This window comes from Candidatus Brevundimonas phytovorans (assembly GCA_029203145.1).
In the GTDB taxonomy this organism is placed as follows: domain Bacteria; phylum Pseudomonadota; class Alphaproteobacteria; order Caulobacterales; family Caulobacteraceae; genus Brevundimonas; species Brevundimonas phytovorans.
The window spans coordinates 1,190,310-1,204,722 of sequence record CP119309.1; the positions used below are offsets into that span (position 1 = coordinate 1,190,310).

The 14,413-nt window shown below is 67.1% G+C and carries 12 protein-coding genes; 7 read left to right on the forward strand and 5 right to left on the reverse strand.

What is annotated here, in order from left to right:
• Positions 1-27: 27 nt before the first annotated feature.
• Positions 28-1,536, reverse strand: coding sequence for an acetyl-CoA hydrolase/transferase family protein (locus P0Y52_05645; protein ID WEK59026.1), 1,509 nt, complete (start codon positions 1,534-1,536; stop codon positions 28-30).
• 602 nt (positions 1,537-2,138) lie between these two features.
• Here P0Y52_05645 and P0Y52_05650 point away from each other — a divergent pair.
• Together P0Y52_05650 and recO are read left to right on the forward strand one after the other, a co-directional pair.
• On the forward strand, positions 2,139-2,618 hold the full coding sequence (locus tag P0Y52_05650; protein WEK59027.1) for a nuclear transport factor 2 family protein: 480 nt from the start codon (positions 2,139-2,141) through the stop codon (positions 2,616-2,618).
• Complete coding sequence (gene recO, locus P0Y52_05655; GenBank protein WEK59028.1) at positions 2,618-3,349, forward strand: DNA repair protein RecO; 732 nt, start codon at positions 2,618-2,620, stop codon at positions 3,347-3,349. Before P0Y52_05650 ends, recO begins: the two co-directional genes overlap by 1 nt.
• Here recO and P0Y52_05660 read toward each other — a convergent pair whose 3' ends face one another.
• The gene (locus tag P0Y52_05660) at positions 3,350-5,080 is read right to left on the reverse strand and encodes a cytochrome c biogenesis protein DipZ (protein ID WEK59029.1); all 1,731 of its coding nucleotides are present in this window, start codon (positions 5,078-5,080) and stop codon (positions 3,350-3,352) included.
• 147 nt (positions 5,081-5,227) lie between these two features.
• On the opposite strand from P0Y52_05660, the gene parC reads away from it, so the two are divergent.
• From parC to P0Y52_05675, 3 genes are all read left to right on the forward strand, one after another.
• Positions 5,228-7,429 carry a DNA topoisomerase IV subunit A gene (gene parC / locus P0Y52_05665; protein ID WEK59030.1) on the forward strand — a complete coding sequence of 734 codons (2,202 nt, stop codon included), beginning with the start codon at positions 5,228-5,230 and terminating at the stop codon, positions 7,427-7,429.
• Between the two features lie 268 nt (positions 7,430-7,697).
• Positions 7,698-8,267, forward strand: coding sequence for a LemA family protein (locus tag P0Y52_05670; protein WEK59031.1), 570 nt, complete (start codon positions 7,698-7,700; stop codon positions 8,265-8,267).
• A gap of 6 nt (positions 8,268-8,273) precedes the next feature.
• The gene (locus P0Y52_05675) at positions 8,274-9,296 is read left to right on the forward strand and encodes a M48 family metallopeptidase (GenBank protein ID WEK59032.1); all 1,023 of its coding nucleotides are present in this window, start codon (positions 8,274-8,276) and stop codon (positions 9,294-9,296) included.
• A 164-nt stretch (positions 9,297-9,460) separates the two neighbouring features.
• Here the strand turns inward: P0Y52_05675 and P0Y52_05680 are convergent, their stop codons facing one another.
• Positions 9,461-10,198: an arginyltransferase gene (locus P0Y52_05680; protein ID WEK59033.1), complete on the reverse strand. Its 738-nt coding sequence runs from the start codon at positions 10,196-10,198 to the stop codon at positions 9,461-9,463.
• A 111-nt stretch (positions 10,199-10,309) separates the two neighbouring features.
• Complete coding sequence (locus tag P0Y52_05685; protein ID WEK59034.1) at positions 10,310-11,209, reverse strand: flagellar motor protein MotB; 900 nt, start codon at positions 11,207-11,209, stop codon at positions 10,310-10,312.
• Between the two features lie 132 nt (positions 11,210-11,341).
• Here P0Y52_05685 and P0Y52_05690 point away from each other — a divergent pair, with 132 nt between their 5' ends.
• A complete protein-coding gene (locus tag P0Y52_05690) occupies positions 11,342-11,836 on the forward strand; it encodes a flavin reductase family protein (GenBank protein ID WEK59035.1) in 495 nt (164 codons plus the stop codon).
• A 168-nt stretch (positions 11,837-12,004) separates the two neighbouring features.
• On the opposite strand, the gene hemB is transcribed toward P0Y52_05690, so the two are convergent.
• Positions 12,005-13,009: a porphobilinogen synthase gene (gene hemB, locus P0Y52_05695; protein ID WEK59036.1), complete on the reverse strand. Its 1,005-nt coding sequence runs from the start codon at positions 13,007-13,009 to the stop codon at positions 12,005-12,007.
• Positions 13,010-13,268: 259 nt separating this feature from the next.
• On the opposite strand from hemB, the gene P0Y52_05700 reads away from it, so the two are divergent.
• Entirely contained in the window at positions 13,269-14,405 is a 1,137-nt protein-coding gene (locus P0Y52_05700; GenBank protein WEK59037.1) for an isobutyryl-CoA dehydrogenase, read from the forward strand.
• Positions 14,406-14,413: the final 8 nt, after the last annotated feature.

Below are 14,413 nucleotides of genomic sequence, written 5' to 3' on the forward strand. Positions count from 1 at the left end.
GCTTCGGGTATCGACGGTATCAGAGCTCTAGGGCTTCATCGACCCTGTTTCGATGAAGCGCTGATGCCAGGACAGGGCCTCGGTCAGCAGGTGCGGCGATTGCAGCCCATAGGAGCCTTTCAGCGCGCGGGCGTAGTAGTCGCTGAGCGCGTCGCGATAGTCGGGGTGGGCGCAGTTGGCGATGATGACCTGGGCGCGCTGCTTGGGCGACAGGCCGCGCAGGTCGGCCAGGCCCTGTTCCGTGACGATGACCTGCACGTCCTGGGTGATGTGGTCGACATGGCTGGCCATGGGCACGATGGCCGAGATCTTGCCGCCCTTGGCCGTCGACGGCGTGACGAAGCAGGAGATGTAGGCGTTGCGGGCGAAATCGCCCGAGCCGCCGATGCCGTTCTGGATGCGCGAGCCCATGACGTGGGTCGAGTTGACGTTGCCGTAGATGTCGGCCTCGATCAGGCCGTTCATGGCGATGCAGCCCAGACGGCGGATGATCTCCGGGTGGTTCGAGATTTCCTGCGGGCGCAGGATGATCTTGCCGCGGAACTGCTCCATCCGGCTGTTCAGGTCGGCGGCCGCCTCGGGGCTGAGCGAGAAGGCGGTGGCCGAGGCGACGGTCAGCTTGCCCGAGTCCAGCAGGTCCAGCATCCCGTCCTGCAGCACCTCGGTATAGGCGGTCAGGTTCTCGAACGGACTGGTCGCCAGTCCCGCCAGCACGGCGTTGGCGACATTGCCCACGCCCGATTGCAGCGGCAGCAGATGGGCGGGCAGGCGGCCCAGCTTCACCTCATGCTGCAGGAACTCGATCAGGTGCCCGGCGATGGCCGTGGCGCTGGCGTCCGGCGCGGCGAAGGGCAGGTTGCGGTCAGGGCTGTCGGTCTCGACGATGGCGGCGATCTTCGACGGATCGACGCGGAAGACGGTCTCGCCGATCAGGTCGGTCGGCTTGGTCAGCGGGATCGGCACACGGTTCGGCGGCAGGGCCGTGCCGTAGTAGATGTCGTGCATCCCCTCCAGCGCCGGGTTCTGCCAGCTGTTGACCTCCAGGATGATGCGGTCGGCGCGGTCCAGCCAGGTCTTGTTGTTGCCAATGGAGGAGGAAGGGATCAGGGCGCCGTCCTCGCGGATGCCCGAGACCTCGACCACGGCGGTCTCCAGCGGGCCGAGGAAGCCCTGCCAGGCGACGGGCGCCACCTGCGACAGGTGCATGTCCAGGTATTCCATCTCGCCCCGGTTGATCTTCTCACGGGCGATGGGGTCGGAGTTGTAGGGCAGGCGGAACTCGATGCCGTCCGCCTTGGCCAGGGCGCCGTCCAGTTCCGGCCCGGTCGAGGCGCCCGTCCAGACCTTCAGCTTGAAGGGATTGCCCGCCGCGTGCTCGGCCTCGATCCGCTCGGCCAGGGCCATCGGCACCACCTTGGGATAGCCCGAGCCGGTAAAGCCGCTCATGCCCACGGTCGAATTGGCCGGGATCAGGGCGGCGGCGTCCTGGGCGGACATGATCTTCGATTGCAGGGCGGCGTTGCGGACGCGGGACATCGGAAACCTGACGGCTGCGGCCCGGGGAGGGCGCGGGGAAGTGAGGCGGACATAGGCGCCGCATCACCCTGATTCCAATACGGCTTTGGTCGTAACAGTCCGTGATCACAAAGGCGTCAGCCGCCCAGTTTCCACCCCTCGGACGCCGAACCTGGCGATCAGGGCGCCGACCGTCGTCAGCTCGCAGGGCGAGCATCCTCCACCCGCAAGGGGAGAAGGAACAGGTTTGTCCGCCTCGGCGGAACCGGGCGGTGGAAGGGCTGGGCGGGGCTCGATGTGAAAGCGCGGCCCTTTCACCGCTCATCCCGGCGGACGCCGGGATCCAGTACGTGCTCCGCGCGCGGCGTTTGCAGCCAAAGGACTGGACCCCGGCGTCCGCCGGGGTGAGCGGGAGGGGGCGTCGTTCCGTCTCCCCTTGCGGGTGGAGGTCGGATGAGGGGCGCGCGACAGTGGATCAAGCGCACGACTTTCGAGGGCGGCGAGACCCCTCATCGGACTGCCACCGTCTCCCGCAAGGGGAGAAGGAAGCGCGCTCTGCTGCTTGTGAAGAAGGAAGGCGAGAGGTTCTTTCACCTGTTGGAGAACAGGACTAGAACAAAGCCATGATCACCGCCGCTCTGATGATGCTCCAACTGTCCGCCGCTCCGGTCCAGGCCGCGCCTGCCGCCGAAGCCGAGACCGCCCCCGTCGAGCGCGTGCTGGACGCCATGCACGCTGCGGCGTCAAAGGCCGACGGCGAGACCTATTTCGCGACCTTCACGGCGGACGGCCGCTTCATCGGTACGGACGTGACCGAGCGGTGGACCCTGCCGGAGTTCCGCGCCTACGCCATGCCCTATTTCTCGCAAGGCAAGGGCTGGACCTATCGTCCGTCGGGGCGGGTGGTGACGATCGCCCCGATCGACTGCCGCTGCGTCGCCTGGTTCGACGAGGTGCTGGACAACGACGCCTATGGCACGACGCGCGGCTCCGGCGTGCTGCGCCTGACTGAGGACGGCTGGAAGATCGAGCAGTATGTCCTCAGCTTCGCCGTGCCGAACGACAAGGCGCGCGCCGTCGTCGATGCGATCAAGGCCGACTGATGGAGGTTCAGGACGACGCCTTCGTCCTGTCGGCGCGGGCGCATGGCGATACCGGGGCCGTGGTCGAACTGCTGACCGAGCGGCACGGACGACGCGCCGCCTATGTAGCGGGCGGGGCGTCGCGGAAGATGCGGCCCTTCCTCCAGGCCGGGGCGAGGGTGGTGGCGGATTTGCGGTCGCGGACCTCGGACCAGCTGGGATCTGCAAGGCTGGAGCCTGTGGGCGAGGGGCCGGCGGCCCTGTTTGACGATCCTCTGGCCCTGGTCGGGCTGAACGCAGCGGCGGCGGTGGCGCAAGGGGCCTTGCCGGAGCGCGAGCCGCATCCGGGGGCGTTTCTGGCCTTCGAGGCCATGATGGGGGCCTTTGCCGTGCCCGAGGTCTGGCCCGCCATCTTCGTGCGGTTCGAGGCGGGGCTGCTGGACGACCTGGGCTTTGGGCTGGATCTGTCGCGGTGTGCGGCCACGGGGTCGATGGATGACCTGATCTATGTCAGCCCGCGCACGGGCCGCGCCGTCAGTCGCGAGGCGGGCGCACCCTATGCCGACAAGCTGCTGAACCTGCCGCCCTTCATGCTGGGGGCGCAGGCGGGGTTGGGGGAAGGTGATGTGAAGGCGGGGCTGGACCTGACCGGGCATTTTCTTGAGCAGTTCGTCTTCCACGCCCTGAACAAGCCGCTGCCGCCCGCGCGGGTATGGATGATCGAGCGGCTGGCCGAGGCCGGGCGCCTCTAGTCAGCCGAAGGTGAAGGCGAAGACCTGAACGCCGGGGTCGAGGAATTCGATCTCGAAGGTGCGTTCGCGGGCGCCGCCCGACTGGCGCACCAGTTGATAGAGGCGCTGGCTGTCGATCCGCCCCAGGCCCTGAGCGTCGATATCCACGCCGGCGTCGGCGCCCGGCGCCTGGCCGTCGATGCGGACGCGGAAGCGCACGGGTTGGCCCATGTTGCTGGGCCCCATGACCAGATGCAGGTCGCGGGCCTTGAAGCGGAAGGCGAGGCGTCCGCCCGGCGCCTGAAGGTCGGCATGTTCGGGCCGCACGATCCAGTCGCCGGACAGGCTCCAGTCGTTCAGTTTCAGAGGCGCGGCCGCATAGGTCTTTCGCACGTCGAAGCCGAAGCCGCCGGGCGAGACGAAGTGCTTGGCGCGGGCGTAGCCGACGTAGGTTTCGGGCGAGGCGACCTCGGCCATGTCGGCGGCGGCCTCGGCGCCCTGACCGCGCACCTGAACCACGGCCTGATCGACGCCGGTCGCCCCGGCCTCCTTCAGCAGTTGCTGGATGACCCGCTCGGAGTGCTCGTAGTCGCCCTCGCCGAAGTGATGGTAGCGGATGTTCCCCTTGGCATCGACGAAGTAGTGGGCCGGCCAGTAGTTGTTCTGGAACGCCCGCCAGATGGCGAAGTCGTTATCCATGGCCACGGGGTAGGTGACGCCAAAGCGGCGCACGGCGTCGCGGACGTTGGCGGGCGACTTCTCGAAGGCGAACTCGGGCGTGTGAACTCCGATCACCACCAGACCCTGATCGCGATACTTCTCGGCCCAGGCGCGGACATAGGGGATGGTCCGCACGCAGTTGATGCAGGAGTAGGTCCAGAAATCGACCAGCACGACCTTGCCGCGCAGTTGTTCGGTGGTCAGGGGCGGGCTGTTGATCCACTCGGTCGCGCCGGTCAGCGGCGGCATGGCGCCTTCGATCGGCAGGGCGTTTAGCGGCGCGACGGGGGCGTTCACGGGCTGACCCGCGCCAAAGCGGCTGAGCAGGCTCTGCTCGATGCGGTTGGTGCCGCCGCTGGACAGGCGGGTCAGCAGGCCGGTGTCGAGACCGAGCGCAATGGCGGCGACGCCGATCAGGACGAGCACGCCCAGACCTTTTCGCACCCATTCGCCGACGCCCAGCGACTTCTTCATCGTCTGGAAGACCTTGCCGCCGATCAGCAGGGCCAGGGCCAGCGAGGTCGCGGCCCCGGCGGCGTAGGCGGTCAGCAGCAGGGTGGTGCCGACGCTGGCCCCTTGCAGCGCGGCGCCGGTCAGGATCAGGCCCAGGATCGGCCCGGCGCACGGCGCCCACAGCAGGCCGGTCGCCACGCCCAGCAGGAAGGAGGGCCAGACGCCGCCGCCCGTCTGTTGCTCCGCGCTGGCCTTTTCGGTCAGGCGCGAGCCCAGCGCGACCAGAGGCCGCGTCAGTCGATCCGCCAGGGCCGGAAACACCAGGGTCAGCCCCAGCACCGCCATGACCGCCAGGGCAATCCAGCGCCCGACCTGATTGGCCTGCACCGCCCAGCCGCCGCCGACCGCCGCCAGCGTCGCCACGCCCGCGAACGTCAGGGCCATGCCCAGCAGCAGGGGCAGGCCGCTTTTCACAAAGGGCTGGCCCGCGCGTGCAAACACAAAGGGCAGGACCGGCAGGATACAGGGGCTGAGAATGGTCAGCGCCCCGGCCAGATAGGACAGCAGGATCAGGAGCATGGCGTCGTCCTTGGGCGTATCGCCCTCGGGAGAGGATACGCCTCAATGCGCCATCTGGATGCAGGGCGCCGGTTTTCCCGACTTTACCCCCTTCTGATTCCGTCAGTGGGCTAGACTTCCGGCGTCCGATCTCCGATTCGAAAACACATGACCATCCACACTCCGACGCCCGAAGGCGGCCGCATCGTTGAAGAGCCGATGAGCGAGGCGCTGTCCAAGCGCTACCTCGCCTACGCCCTGTCCACGATCACCAACCGCGCGCTGCCCGACGTGCGCGACGGCTTCAAGCCGGTGCACCGGCGCATCATGTACGCCATGCACCAGATGCGGCTGAACCCGCAGGCGGCGGCGCGCAAGTGCGCCAAGGTCGTCGGCGAGGTCATGGGCGGCTATCACCCGCACGGCGACGCCTCCATCTATGAGGCTCTGGTCCGTCTGGCCCAGGACTTCGCCCAGCGCTATCCGCTGGTCGACGGTCAGGGCAATTTCGGCAACATCGACGGCGATAGCGCCGCCGCCATGCGTTACACCGAGTGCAAGCTGACGCCCGCCGCCGTCCTCCTGCTGGACGGCATCGATCAGGACTCGGTCGATTTCCGCGCCACCTATGACGATCAGGACGAGGAGCCGGTGGTGCTGCCGGCGGGCTTCCCCAACCTGCTGGCCAACGGATCGTCGGGCATTGCGGTGGGCATGGCGACCTCGATCCCGCCGCACAACGTCGGCGAACTGATCGACGCCTGTCAGCTGCTGCTGGAGCGGCCCGAGGCGACGACTGAGGAGCTGGTGCAGATCGTGCCGGGGCCGGACTTCCCGACCGGCGGGGTGTCGGTGGAAGGTCATGCCTCGATCCTGGACGCCTATGAGACGGGCAGGGGCGGGGTGCGCCTGCGCGCGCGCTGGGAGACCGAGGACCTGGGTCGCGGCGTCTGGCGCATCATCGTCACCGAGATGCCCTATCAGGTGCAGAAGAGCCGCCTGATCGAGGCCCTGGCCGACCTGATCGAGAACAAGAAGGCGCCCCTGCTGGGCGACGTGCGCGACGAGTCGGCGGAAGACATCCGGCTGATCCTGGAGCCGAAGAACCGCACCATCGAGCCCGAGATGCTGATGGAGAGCCTGTTCAAGCTGTCCGATCTGGAGGTCCGCTTCCCGATCAACATGAACGTGCTGGACGCCACGGGCACGCCGCGCGTCATGGGCCTGAAGGACTGCCTGCAAGCCTTCCTGGATCACCGCCGCGTGGTGCTGAACCGCCGGTCGCAATGGCGGATCGAGCGGGTCGAGAAGCGACTGCACCTGCTGGAAGGCCTGCGCATCGTCTTCCTCAACCTGGACGAGGTGATCCGCATCGTTCGCGAGGAGGAGCAGCCGAAGGCGGTCCTGATCGCGCGCTTTGGTCTGAGCGAGCCGCAAGCCGACTACATCCTCGACACCCGTCTGCGCCAATTGGCGCGGATCGAAGAAATGGCCATCGACAAGGAATTCAATGCTCTGGCCGAGGAACTTGCGGCACTGAAGGCGCTGACATCTTCGGAAGGCAAGCAGTGGAAGGCCATTTCCAAGGAGCTGGAGGTCGTGCGCAAGGCGCTGATCTCCCCGCGCCGCACCACCATCGGCGAGGCGGTCGACGCCTCGGCCTTTGTGGCGCCCGAAGCCTTCATCCCGCGCGAAGCCATCACCGTCATCCTGTCGGAGCGCGGCTGGATCCGCGCCGCCAAGGGCAAGGTCGAGGACCCGTCGGAACTGAAGTTCAAGGAGGGCGACAGCCTGGCCTTCCTGGTGCCGACCTTCACCACGGACAAGCTGCTGGTGGGCGCCTCGGACGGGCGCATCTTCACCATCGGCGCCGACAAGCTGGCGTCGGGGCGCGGTCACGGCGAGCCGCTGCGTCTGATGATCGATCTCGACGAAAAGGCCGAGATTATCAATGTGGTGGCGCACGAACCGAATGCGAAGCTTCTGGTCGCGTCCAAGGCCGGTTACGGCTTCGTCGCGCCGGAAAACGACCTCCTGGCCCAGAAACGCGGCGGCAAGCAGGTGCTGAACGGCGACATGCTGGCCATGCTGCGGGTGACTGGCGACCACGTCGCGGTCATCGGCGAGAACATCAAGGCGCTGATCTTCCCCATCGCTGAACTGCCTGAAATGGGCCGTGGCAAGGGCGTGAAGCTGCAGAGCTACAAGCAGGGCGGTCTGGCCGACGTGGCGGTGTTCAACGCTGAGGCGGGACCAGAATGGGCCGACGGGGGCGGTCGTCGCCGCAACTGGCCCGATTGGAAGGACTGGCTGGGCAAGCGCGCCGGCGCCGGTCGTCAGGGGCCGCGCGGGATGCGCAAGTTCCGCTAGCAAAAAAAGTCGCCGTCATCCTCCGGCGCTCCGCAGGAGCGACCGGGGGACCCAGCGGCGCCGCGCGGCGGCGCGGCGAAAGCCCCGGCGAAGTCTTTGACAGGTTCGCGCTCTTGCGCGCCGCTGGGTCCCCCGGTTCCGCGCTGGGCGCGGCCCGGAGGATGACGAAGGAAAGAGTGCTCTCGCCTTGAGCCTTGGTGACGACGAATTCATTGGTTGCTGAGGCTGCGGCCCCCCATATTCCTCCTGCAATGCTGGAGGAGGCTCAATGATCACCCTGATCATCATCGCCGTTATCGTCGTCGTTCTGCTGTTCGTCGTCGTCGGCGCCTACAACAGACTGGTGGCGCTGGATCAGTCCGCGAACCAGTCGTTCGCCGACATCGACGTGCAGTTGAAGCAGCGTCAGGACCTGATCCCCAACCTGGTCGAGACGGTGAAGGGCTACGCCACGCACGAGCGCGGCACCCTGGACGCCGTGACCCAGGCCCGCGCCGCCGCCGCCGGCGCCCGCACCGTTGATGAGAAGGTGCAGGCCGAGAACATGCTGACCGGCGCTCTGGGACGTCTGTTCGCCGTGTCCGAGGCCTATCCGGATCTGAAGGCCAACGCCAACTTCCAGCAGCTTCAGATGGACCTGTCGGACATCGAGAACAAGCTGGCCGCCGCGCGCCGCTTCTTCAACAATGCCGTCAGCGAGTTCAACGCCGTGCGCCGCCAGTTCCCGACGGTGCTGTTCGCCGGCATGTTCGGCTTTGCCTCGGACAAGCCCTTCTTCGACGTGGGCGAGGGTGAACGTGCGGCCCTGAACGCGGCCCCGCCGACGGTGAAGTTCTAAGCCCCAATGGCGGTTTTCGGTCAGGCCGTCGGCCTCAAGACCCACATCTGGCAGAACAACACCCGCTCGGCGATCCTGCTGGCCGGGTTCCCGGTGCTGTTGGTGCTGATCCTGTTCGGCATCCAGGTGCTGATGATGGGGTTCGGTCTGCTGCCCAACTCGGGCGGCAGTCTGTCGCAGGATCTGGCGCTGGCGGCGTCCATGCTGGGCTGGACCGTGCCGACGGCGCTGGTCGTGGCCGGCATCTGGTTCGTCATCGCCTATTTCGGCAATCAGGTAATGATCGACGCCATGACCGGGGCGAGGAAGGTGGAGCGGCGGGTGGAGCCAGAGCTCTACAACCTGCTCGAAAACCTGGCGATCTCGCGTGGGCTGCGGACGCCGACGCTGCGGATCATCGAGAGCCCGTCGCTGAACGCCTATGCGTCCGGCCTGCATGAGGGGAACTACAGCGTCACCGTCACGCGCGGCCTGATGCAGACCCTCAGCCGGGACGAGATGGAGTGCGTCCTGGCCCATGAACTGACCCACGTCATCAACAAGGACGTGCGGACCATGGTGATCGCCTCGATCTTTGCGGGGATCATCAGCGTGGTCGCCGAACTGGTGTTCCGCAGCCTGTTCTATGTGCGCGGCGGTCGCGGCGGGAACAACAAGAACGCCATGCCGCTGATCCTGATCGGTCTGGCCATCGGGGTGATCGGTTTCGGCCTGGCGGCGGTCATCCGCATGACCCTGTCGCGGACGCGGGAGTATGTGGCCGATGCGGGGGCGGTAGAGCTGACCAAGAATCCGGACGCCATGATCTCGGCGCTGAGGAAGGTGTCGGGCCAGTCCAAGCTGCGGGCGCCGGACGAACTGCGCGGCATGTTCCTGGACAATACGGCGGACAAGGCGGGTTTCTCCGGCCTGTTCGCCACCCACCCGCCGATTGAGAAGCGGATTGCGGCCTTGGTGAAGTTCGCGGGCGGTCGGGACGAGGGGCCGACGCCGTCGGTCACGTCGGGGACGGCGGTTCCGACGACCTGAGGCATCTTCTCCCTCCCCTTCATGGGGAGGGGGGTCGCGAAGCGACCGGGTGGGGAGGGCGCGGTGGTCCTGGGTAATGCGCTTGAATAGCCGGGCCGCCCCCACCCGGCTTCGGCCTTCAGCCTCAGCCACCCTCCCCATGAAGGGGAGGGAGAGGCGCGGCGCTAGTCTTCCAGCCGTTCCCAGCCTAGCGGGCGCAGCGCTTCCATCGGGCGGAACCTGGCCTTGTAGTCCATCTTGGGCGAGCCCTGGACCCAGTAGCCGAGATAGACGTAGGGTAGGCCGACCTGGCCTGCCTGACGCAGGTGATCCATGATGGCGAACTGGCCCAGGCTGCGGCGTTCCAGATCGGGGTCGAAGAAGCTGTAGACCATCGACAGGCCGTCATGCAGCAGGTCGGTCAGGCAGACGCCGATCAGATCGCCGGGGGCCTCGTCGGTGGCGGGCGTTCGGTATTCGATCAGGTGGGTGCGGACGGCCGTATCCTCGACCATCGACACATAGTCGGACCAGCCCATGTCGCTCATGCCGCCGCCGGGGTGGCGGGCGGTCAGATAGCGGCGCAGCAGGTCGAACTGCTCCATCGTCGCCTCGGCCTCGACCAGATCGCGCGACAGATCGGCGTTGCGGTTCAGGATCTTGCGCTGGGACCGGGAGAAGGCGAAGTCGGCCACCGGAATGCGGACCGAGACGCAAGCCGCGCAGGCCTCGCACGCCGGGCGATAGGCGATGTTCTGGCTGCGGCGGAAGCCGGCCTGGGTCAGGGCGTCGTTGACGTCGGCGCCGTCGCTGAAGGGCAGGTTGGCGAAGACCTTGCGCTCGAACTGGCCGGGCAGATAGGGGCAGGGCGCGTTGGCGGTCATGAAAAACCGCAGCTGCCGGGTCGGAAAATGCTGGGTCACGGCCTTAGGTCCGAGCCCGATCGTATCGGCAGGTTTGCGCGTGGGTCGTCATGTCTCGATTTGGCGCGCAACCGGAGGATTTCGCAAGCGCCGAGACGTCGGCGCCTGCGGTCACAGGCTGGTGTCCGTGGGCAGGACCGGAGCCTCGCGCAGCAGGACGATGGCGATGCGGCGGTTGCCGGCCAGCGACGGATCATCGGGATAGAGAGGGTCCGAACCCGCCTTGCCCGCCACCGAATAAACCCGGTCAGCGTTGACTCCGGCGCCCTGTAGCACAAGGCGGGAAGCGTCGGCGCGGGCCGACGACAGGGACCAGTCGCCCGCGCCGCTGGCGCGGCTGGAACCGGCGACGGCGCTGGTGTGGCCGGTGATGGAGATGCGGTTGGGCAGCTGGTTGATGACCTTGGCGATGGCCCGCAGCAGCAGCTGGGCGCGCGGGTTGGGTCGGGTCGAGCCGTTCTCGAACATCGAGCGGCCTTCCTGATCGACCAGCTGGATGCGCAGGCCCTCGGGCGTCTGGTCGATGATCAGCTGTTTGGACAGCTCGGCCAGCTCGGGCATGGCCTGCATGGCCTGACGCAGGGATTCGGCGGCGCTGGCGAAGTCGGCGGCCTCACGCCTGGCGATCTCGGCCCGCAGGGCGGATTCGCTGGCGCCGGCCAGATTGGTGCTCTGACCGGCCTCTTCGGAGGTTTCCGGGGCCTCGGGCGCCAGTTGTTCGATCATGGCCATGGAGCCGGAGCTCTTGGCGCCGTCGTCGCCCAGGGCCGTGCCGCCGAGAATGCCGCCGGACCCGGAGGTCGAGGCGGAGACGTTGGCCGGGGCGAAGTATTCGGCGATGCCGCGCTTCTGCTCCGGGTCGGTCGTGTTGATCAGCCACATCAGCAGGAAGAAGGCCATCATGGCCGTGACGAAGTCGGCGTAGGCGACTTTCCACGCGCCGCCGTGGTGACCGCCGGCGATCACCTTCTTTACCTTCTTGATGAGGATCGGGCGATCGCTCACGGACATGGGCAGGCCAATCTTAACGTCGTCTGTTAGCCGTGAATCACACGCGGGCCGTTAAGAAGCGGTTGCGGTGCGGGCGTTTCCGAACGCCACCTTGCCGCGCGGCGAGCCACGGCTTAGGTCAGGCCTGTGACCATGACCTCATCTCCTTCCGAATTCGACGCCAAGGCCTATCGCAAGGCGCTGGGCGGTTTCGCCACCGGCGTCTGCGTGGTGACGGCCCATACGGCCGAGGGGCCGCTGGGCATTACGGTCAACAGCTTTACCTCGGTGTCGCTGGATCCGCCGCTGGTGCTGTGGTGCATGGACATCAAGTCGGATCGTCACGACGCCTTTGCCGGCGCCGAGCGGTTCGCGGTTCACGTCTTGCCGGTCGAGGATCAGGCCATGTCGGACCGCTTCGCCTGGGGCGTCTGCACCCTGTCGGACGATGAGTTCGAGGTTGGCGATCCCGCGCCGCCGCGCCTGCGCAACGCCGTGACGCGGCTGGACTGCACCACCCATGACCGCATCGTCATGGGCGACCATCTGGTGATCGTGGGCCGGGTCGCCGCCTTCGAGGCTCACCCCGGCGACGCCCTGACCTATTTCCGCGGCAAGTACGGGCAGGCGGTCGATCCGGGAGCGTGAACTTTCTGTTCGTCATCCTCCGGCAAGCCGCGCAGCGGCGCTGACCGGGGGACCCAGCGGCGCCGAAGGCGATCTCTATTGCAAGTGCGGCGCGTGGGCTTTCGCCCTCCGGGCGCCGCTGGGTCCCCCGGTCTCGCTGCGCTCGCCGGAGGATGACGGAAGTGGGATTTACGCCCCCAGCAGCCTCGCCGCCTTGGGGGCGAAGTAGGTGAGGACGCCGGAGGCGCCGGCGCGCTTGAAGGCGTGCAGGGTTTCCAGGATGGCGCGGTCTTCCTCCAGCCAGCCGTTGGCGATGGAGGCATGCATCATCGCGTACTCGCCGGACACCTGATAGGCGAAGGTCGGGATCTTGAAGGTGTCCGAGACCAGCTTGACGATGTCGAGATAGGGCAGGCCCGGCTTGACGATCAGGGCGTCGGCGCCCTCGGAAATGTCCATCGCCACCTCGCGCAGCGCCTCGTCGGCGTTGGCGTAGTCCATCTGATAGGTCTTCTTGTCGCCGGTCAGGGACTTGGACGAGCCCACCGCGTCGCGGTAGGGGCCGTAGAAGGCCGAGGCGTACTTGGCGGCGTAGCTGATGATCAGGGTGTCGGGCAGGCCGTTGGCTTCCAGCGCCTCGCGGATGGCCTGGACACGACCGTCCATCATGTCGGACGGGGCGACGGCGTCGGCGCCGGCATGGGCGTGAATGAAGGCCTGTTCCACCAGACGTTCGATGCTGGCGTCGTTGACGATGCGGCCGTTCTCCATGACGCCGTCGTGGCCGTGGTCGGTGTAGCAGTCGAGCGCCACGTCAGTCATGACGCCGATCTCGGGGGCTGCGTCCTTGATGGCCTTGATGCAGTCGGGGATCAGGCCGTCCGGGTCGCTGGCGGCGGTGCCGACACTGTCCTTGATGGCGCCGTCCACGTTCGGGAAGAGGGCGATCATCGGGATGCCCAGATCGCGCGCCTCGACGGCGGCCTTGGCGGCTTCTTTCGGAGACAGGCGGAAGACGCCCGGCATGGAGGGGACCGCTTGGCGGTCGTCGGACCCGTCATGGACGATGATCGGCCAGATCAGGTCGGCGGGCGTCAGGGTCGTCTCGGCGACCAGACGGCGCACCCAGGGCTGCGAGCGCAGGCGACGCGGGCGGGCGTAGGGGAAGGCGGCGGGCTGGAACGGCATGGTCATGCAGGGCTCATAGTCCGGTAGGCGGGGCAGGGAAACGGCCTTGGCGGTCGCATATCGGACCTCAGCGGCGAAAAAACAGAGTCCAATTCGTCTGAATAGTCTGAAAACGTCTCTTCGAGAGGCAGAGACTAGCGCGCCTCTGCGTCACGAGCGGACACAGGATGCGGCGCAGGGCGTTGTCGGGGTGACGTTTCCCAAGCGCTTGGCTAAAAGCAGCATGAACGCCCCGTCAGAGGGCTAGAGTCGGGAGTAAAAGATCATGGAATTCGCCCTCAACGACGACCAGCGCGCCATTCAGGACGCGGCGCGGGCCTTTGCCGACGCCGAGCTGGCGCCGCATTCGGCCCGGTGGGACGAGGACAAGCACTTCCCGGTCGATGTCATGCGCCACGCGGCCGAGATGGGCTTCTGCGGCATCTATACCGGCGAAGAGCACGGCGGCATGGCCCTGGGGCGGGTCGAGGCGGCGCTGATCTTTGAGGAGCTGTCGCGCGGGGACGTGGCGACGGCGGCCTTCATCTCGATCCACAATATGGCGACGTGGATGATCGACAAGTTCGGGTCTGACGATCTGCGGTCGCGCTTCGTCCCGTCGCTGACGACGATGGACAAGATCGCCAGCTATTGCCTGACCGAGCCGGGCTCGGGGTCGGACGCGGCGGCGCTGCGCACGACCGCAGTGCGCGACGGCGATCATTTCGTGCTGAACGGGTCCAAGGCCTTCATCTCGGGCGCCGGGACGTCCGACGTCTATGTGGTCATGGTCCGCACGGGCGGCGAAGGGGCCAAGGGCGTCAGCGCCGTGGTGGTCGAGGCGGGGACGCCCGGCCTGTCGTTCGGCGCACAGGAAAAGAAGATGGGCTGGAACGCCCAGCCGACCGCCGTGGTCAGCTTTGACGACTGCCGGATTCCGGTCGCCAACCTGCTGGGCGAAGAGGGGGCAGGCTTCAAATATGCCATGGCCGGTCTGGACGGCGGGCGGTTGAATATCGCCGCCTGTTCGCTGGGCGGGGCGCGGCTGGCGCTGGAGACGGCGCAGGACTACGTCGCCACGCGCAAGCAGTTCGGTCAGGCTATCGGCCAGTTTCAGGCGCTGCAGTTCCGTCTGGCCGACATGGCGACGGACCTGGAGGCGGCGCGCCTGATGGTGCTGCGCGGGGCCTGGGCCATCGACAACAATCACCCGGAAAAGACCAAGTGGTGCGCCATGGCCAAGCGGCTGGCCACTGACGCCTGCTTCCACATCGCCGACGAGGCGCTGCAGATCCACGGCGGCTATGGCTACCTGAAGGACTATCCGCTGGAACGGATCGTGCGCGACCTGCGGGTGCACCGCATTCTGGAAGGCACCAATGAGATCATGCGCGTCATCATCGCGCGGGAGCTGGCGCGATGAGCGATCAA

Excerpts from the sequence above, each read along its gene's own strand:
- P0Y52_05700 (WEK59037.1), top strand. The coding sequence starts at position 13,269 with ATGGAATTCGCCCTCAACGACGACCAGCGCGCCATTCAGGACGCGGCG.
- P0Y52_05650 (WEK59027.1), top strand. The coding sequence starts at position 2,139 with ATGATCACCGCCGCTCTGATGATGCTCCAACTGTCCGCCGCTCCGGTC.
- recO (WEK59028.1), top strand. The coding sequence starts at position 2,618 with ATGGAGGTTCAGGACGACGCCTTCGTCCTGTCGGCGCGGGCGCATGGC.
- parC (WEK59030.1), top strand. The coding sequence starts at position 5,228 with ATGACCATCCACACTCCGACGCCCGAAGGCGGCCGCATCGTTGAAGAG.
- P0Y52_05690 (WEK59035.1), top strand. The coding sequence starts at position 11,342 with ATGACCTCATCTCCTTCCGAATTCGACGCCAAGGCCTATCGCAAGGCG.
- P0Y52_05645 (WEK59026.1), bottom strand. The coding sequence starts at position 1,536 with ATGTCCCGCGTCCGCAACGCCGCCCTGCAATCGAAGATCATGTCCGCC.
- P0Y52_05675 (WEK59032.1), top strand. The coding sequence starts at position 8,274 with ATGGCGGTTTTCGGTCAGGCCGTCGGCCTCAAGACCCACATCTGGCAG.
- P0Y52_05670 (WEK59031.1), top strand. The coding sequence starts at position 7,698 with ATGATCACCCTGATCATCATCGCCGTTATCGTCGTCGTTCTGCTGTTC.
- P0Y52_05685 (WEK59034.1), bottom strand. The coding sequence starts at position 11,209 with ATGTCCGTGAGCGATCGCCCGATCCTCATCAAGAAGGTAAAGAAGGTG.
- P0Y52_05660 (WEK59029.1), bottom strand. The coding sequence starts at position 5,080 with ATGCTCCTGATCCTGCTGTCCTATCTGGCCGGGGCGCTGACCATTCTC.
- hemB (WEK59036.1), bottom strand. The coding sequence starts at position 13,009 with ATGACCATGCCGTTCCAGCCCGCCGCCTTCCCCTACGCCCGCCCGCGT.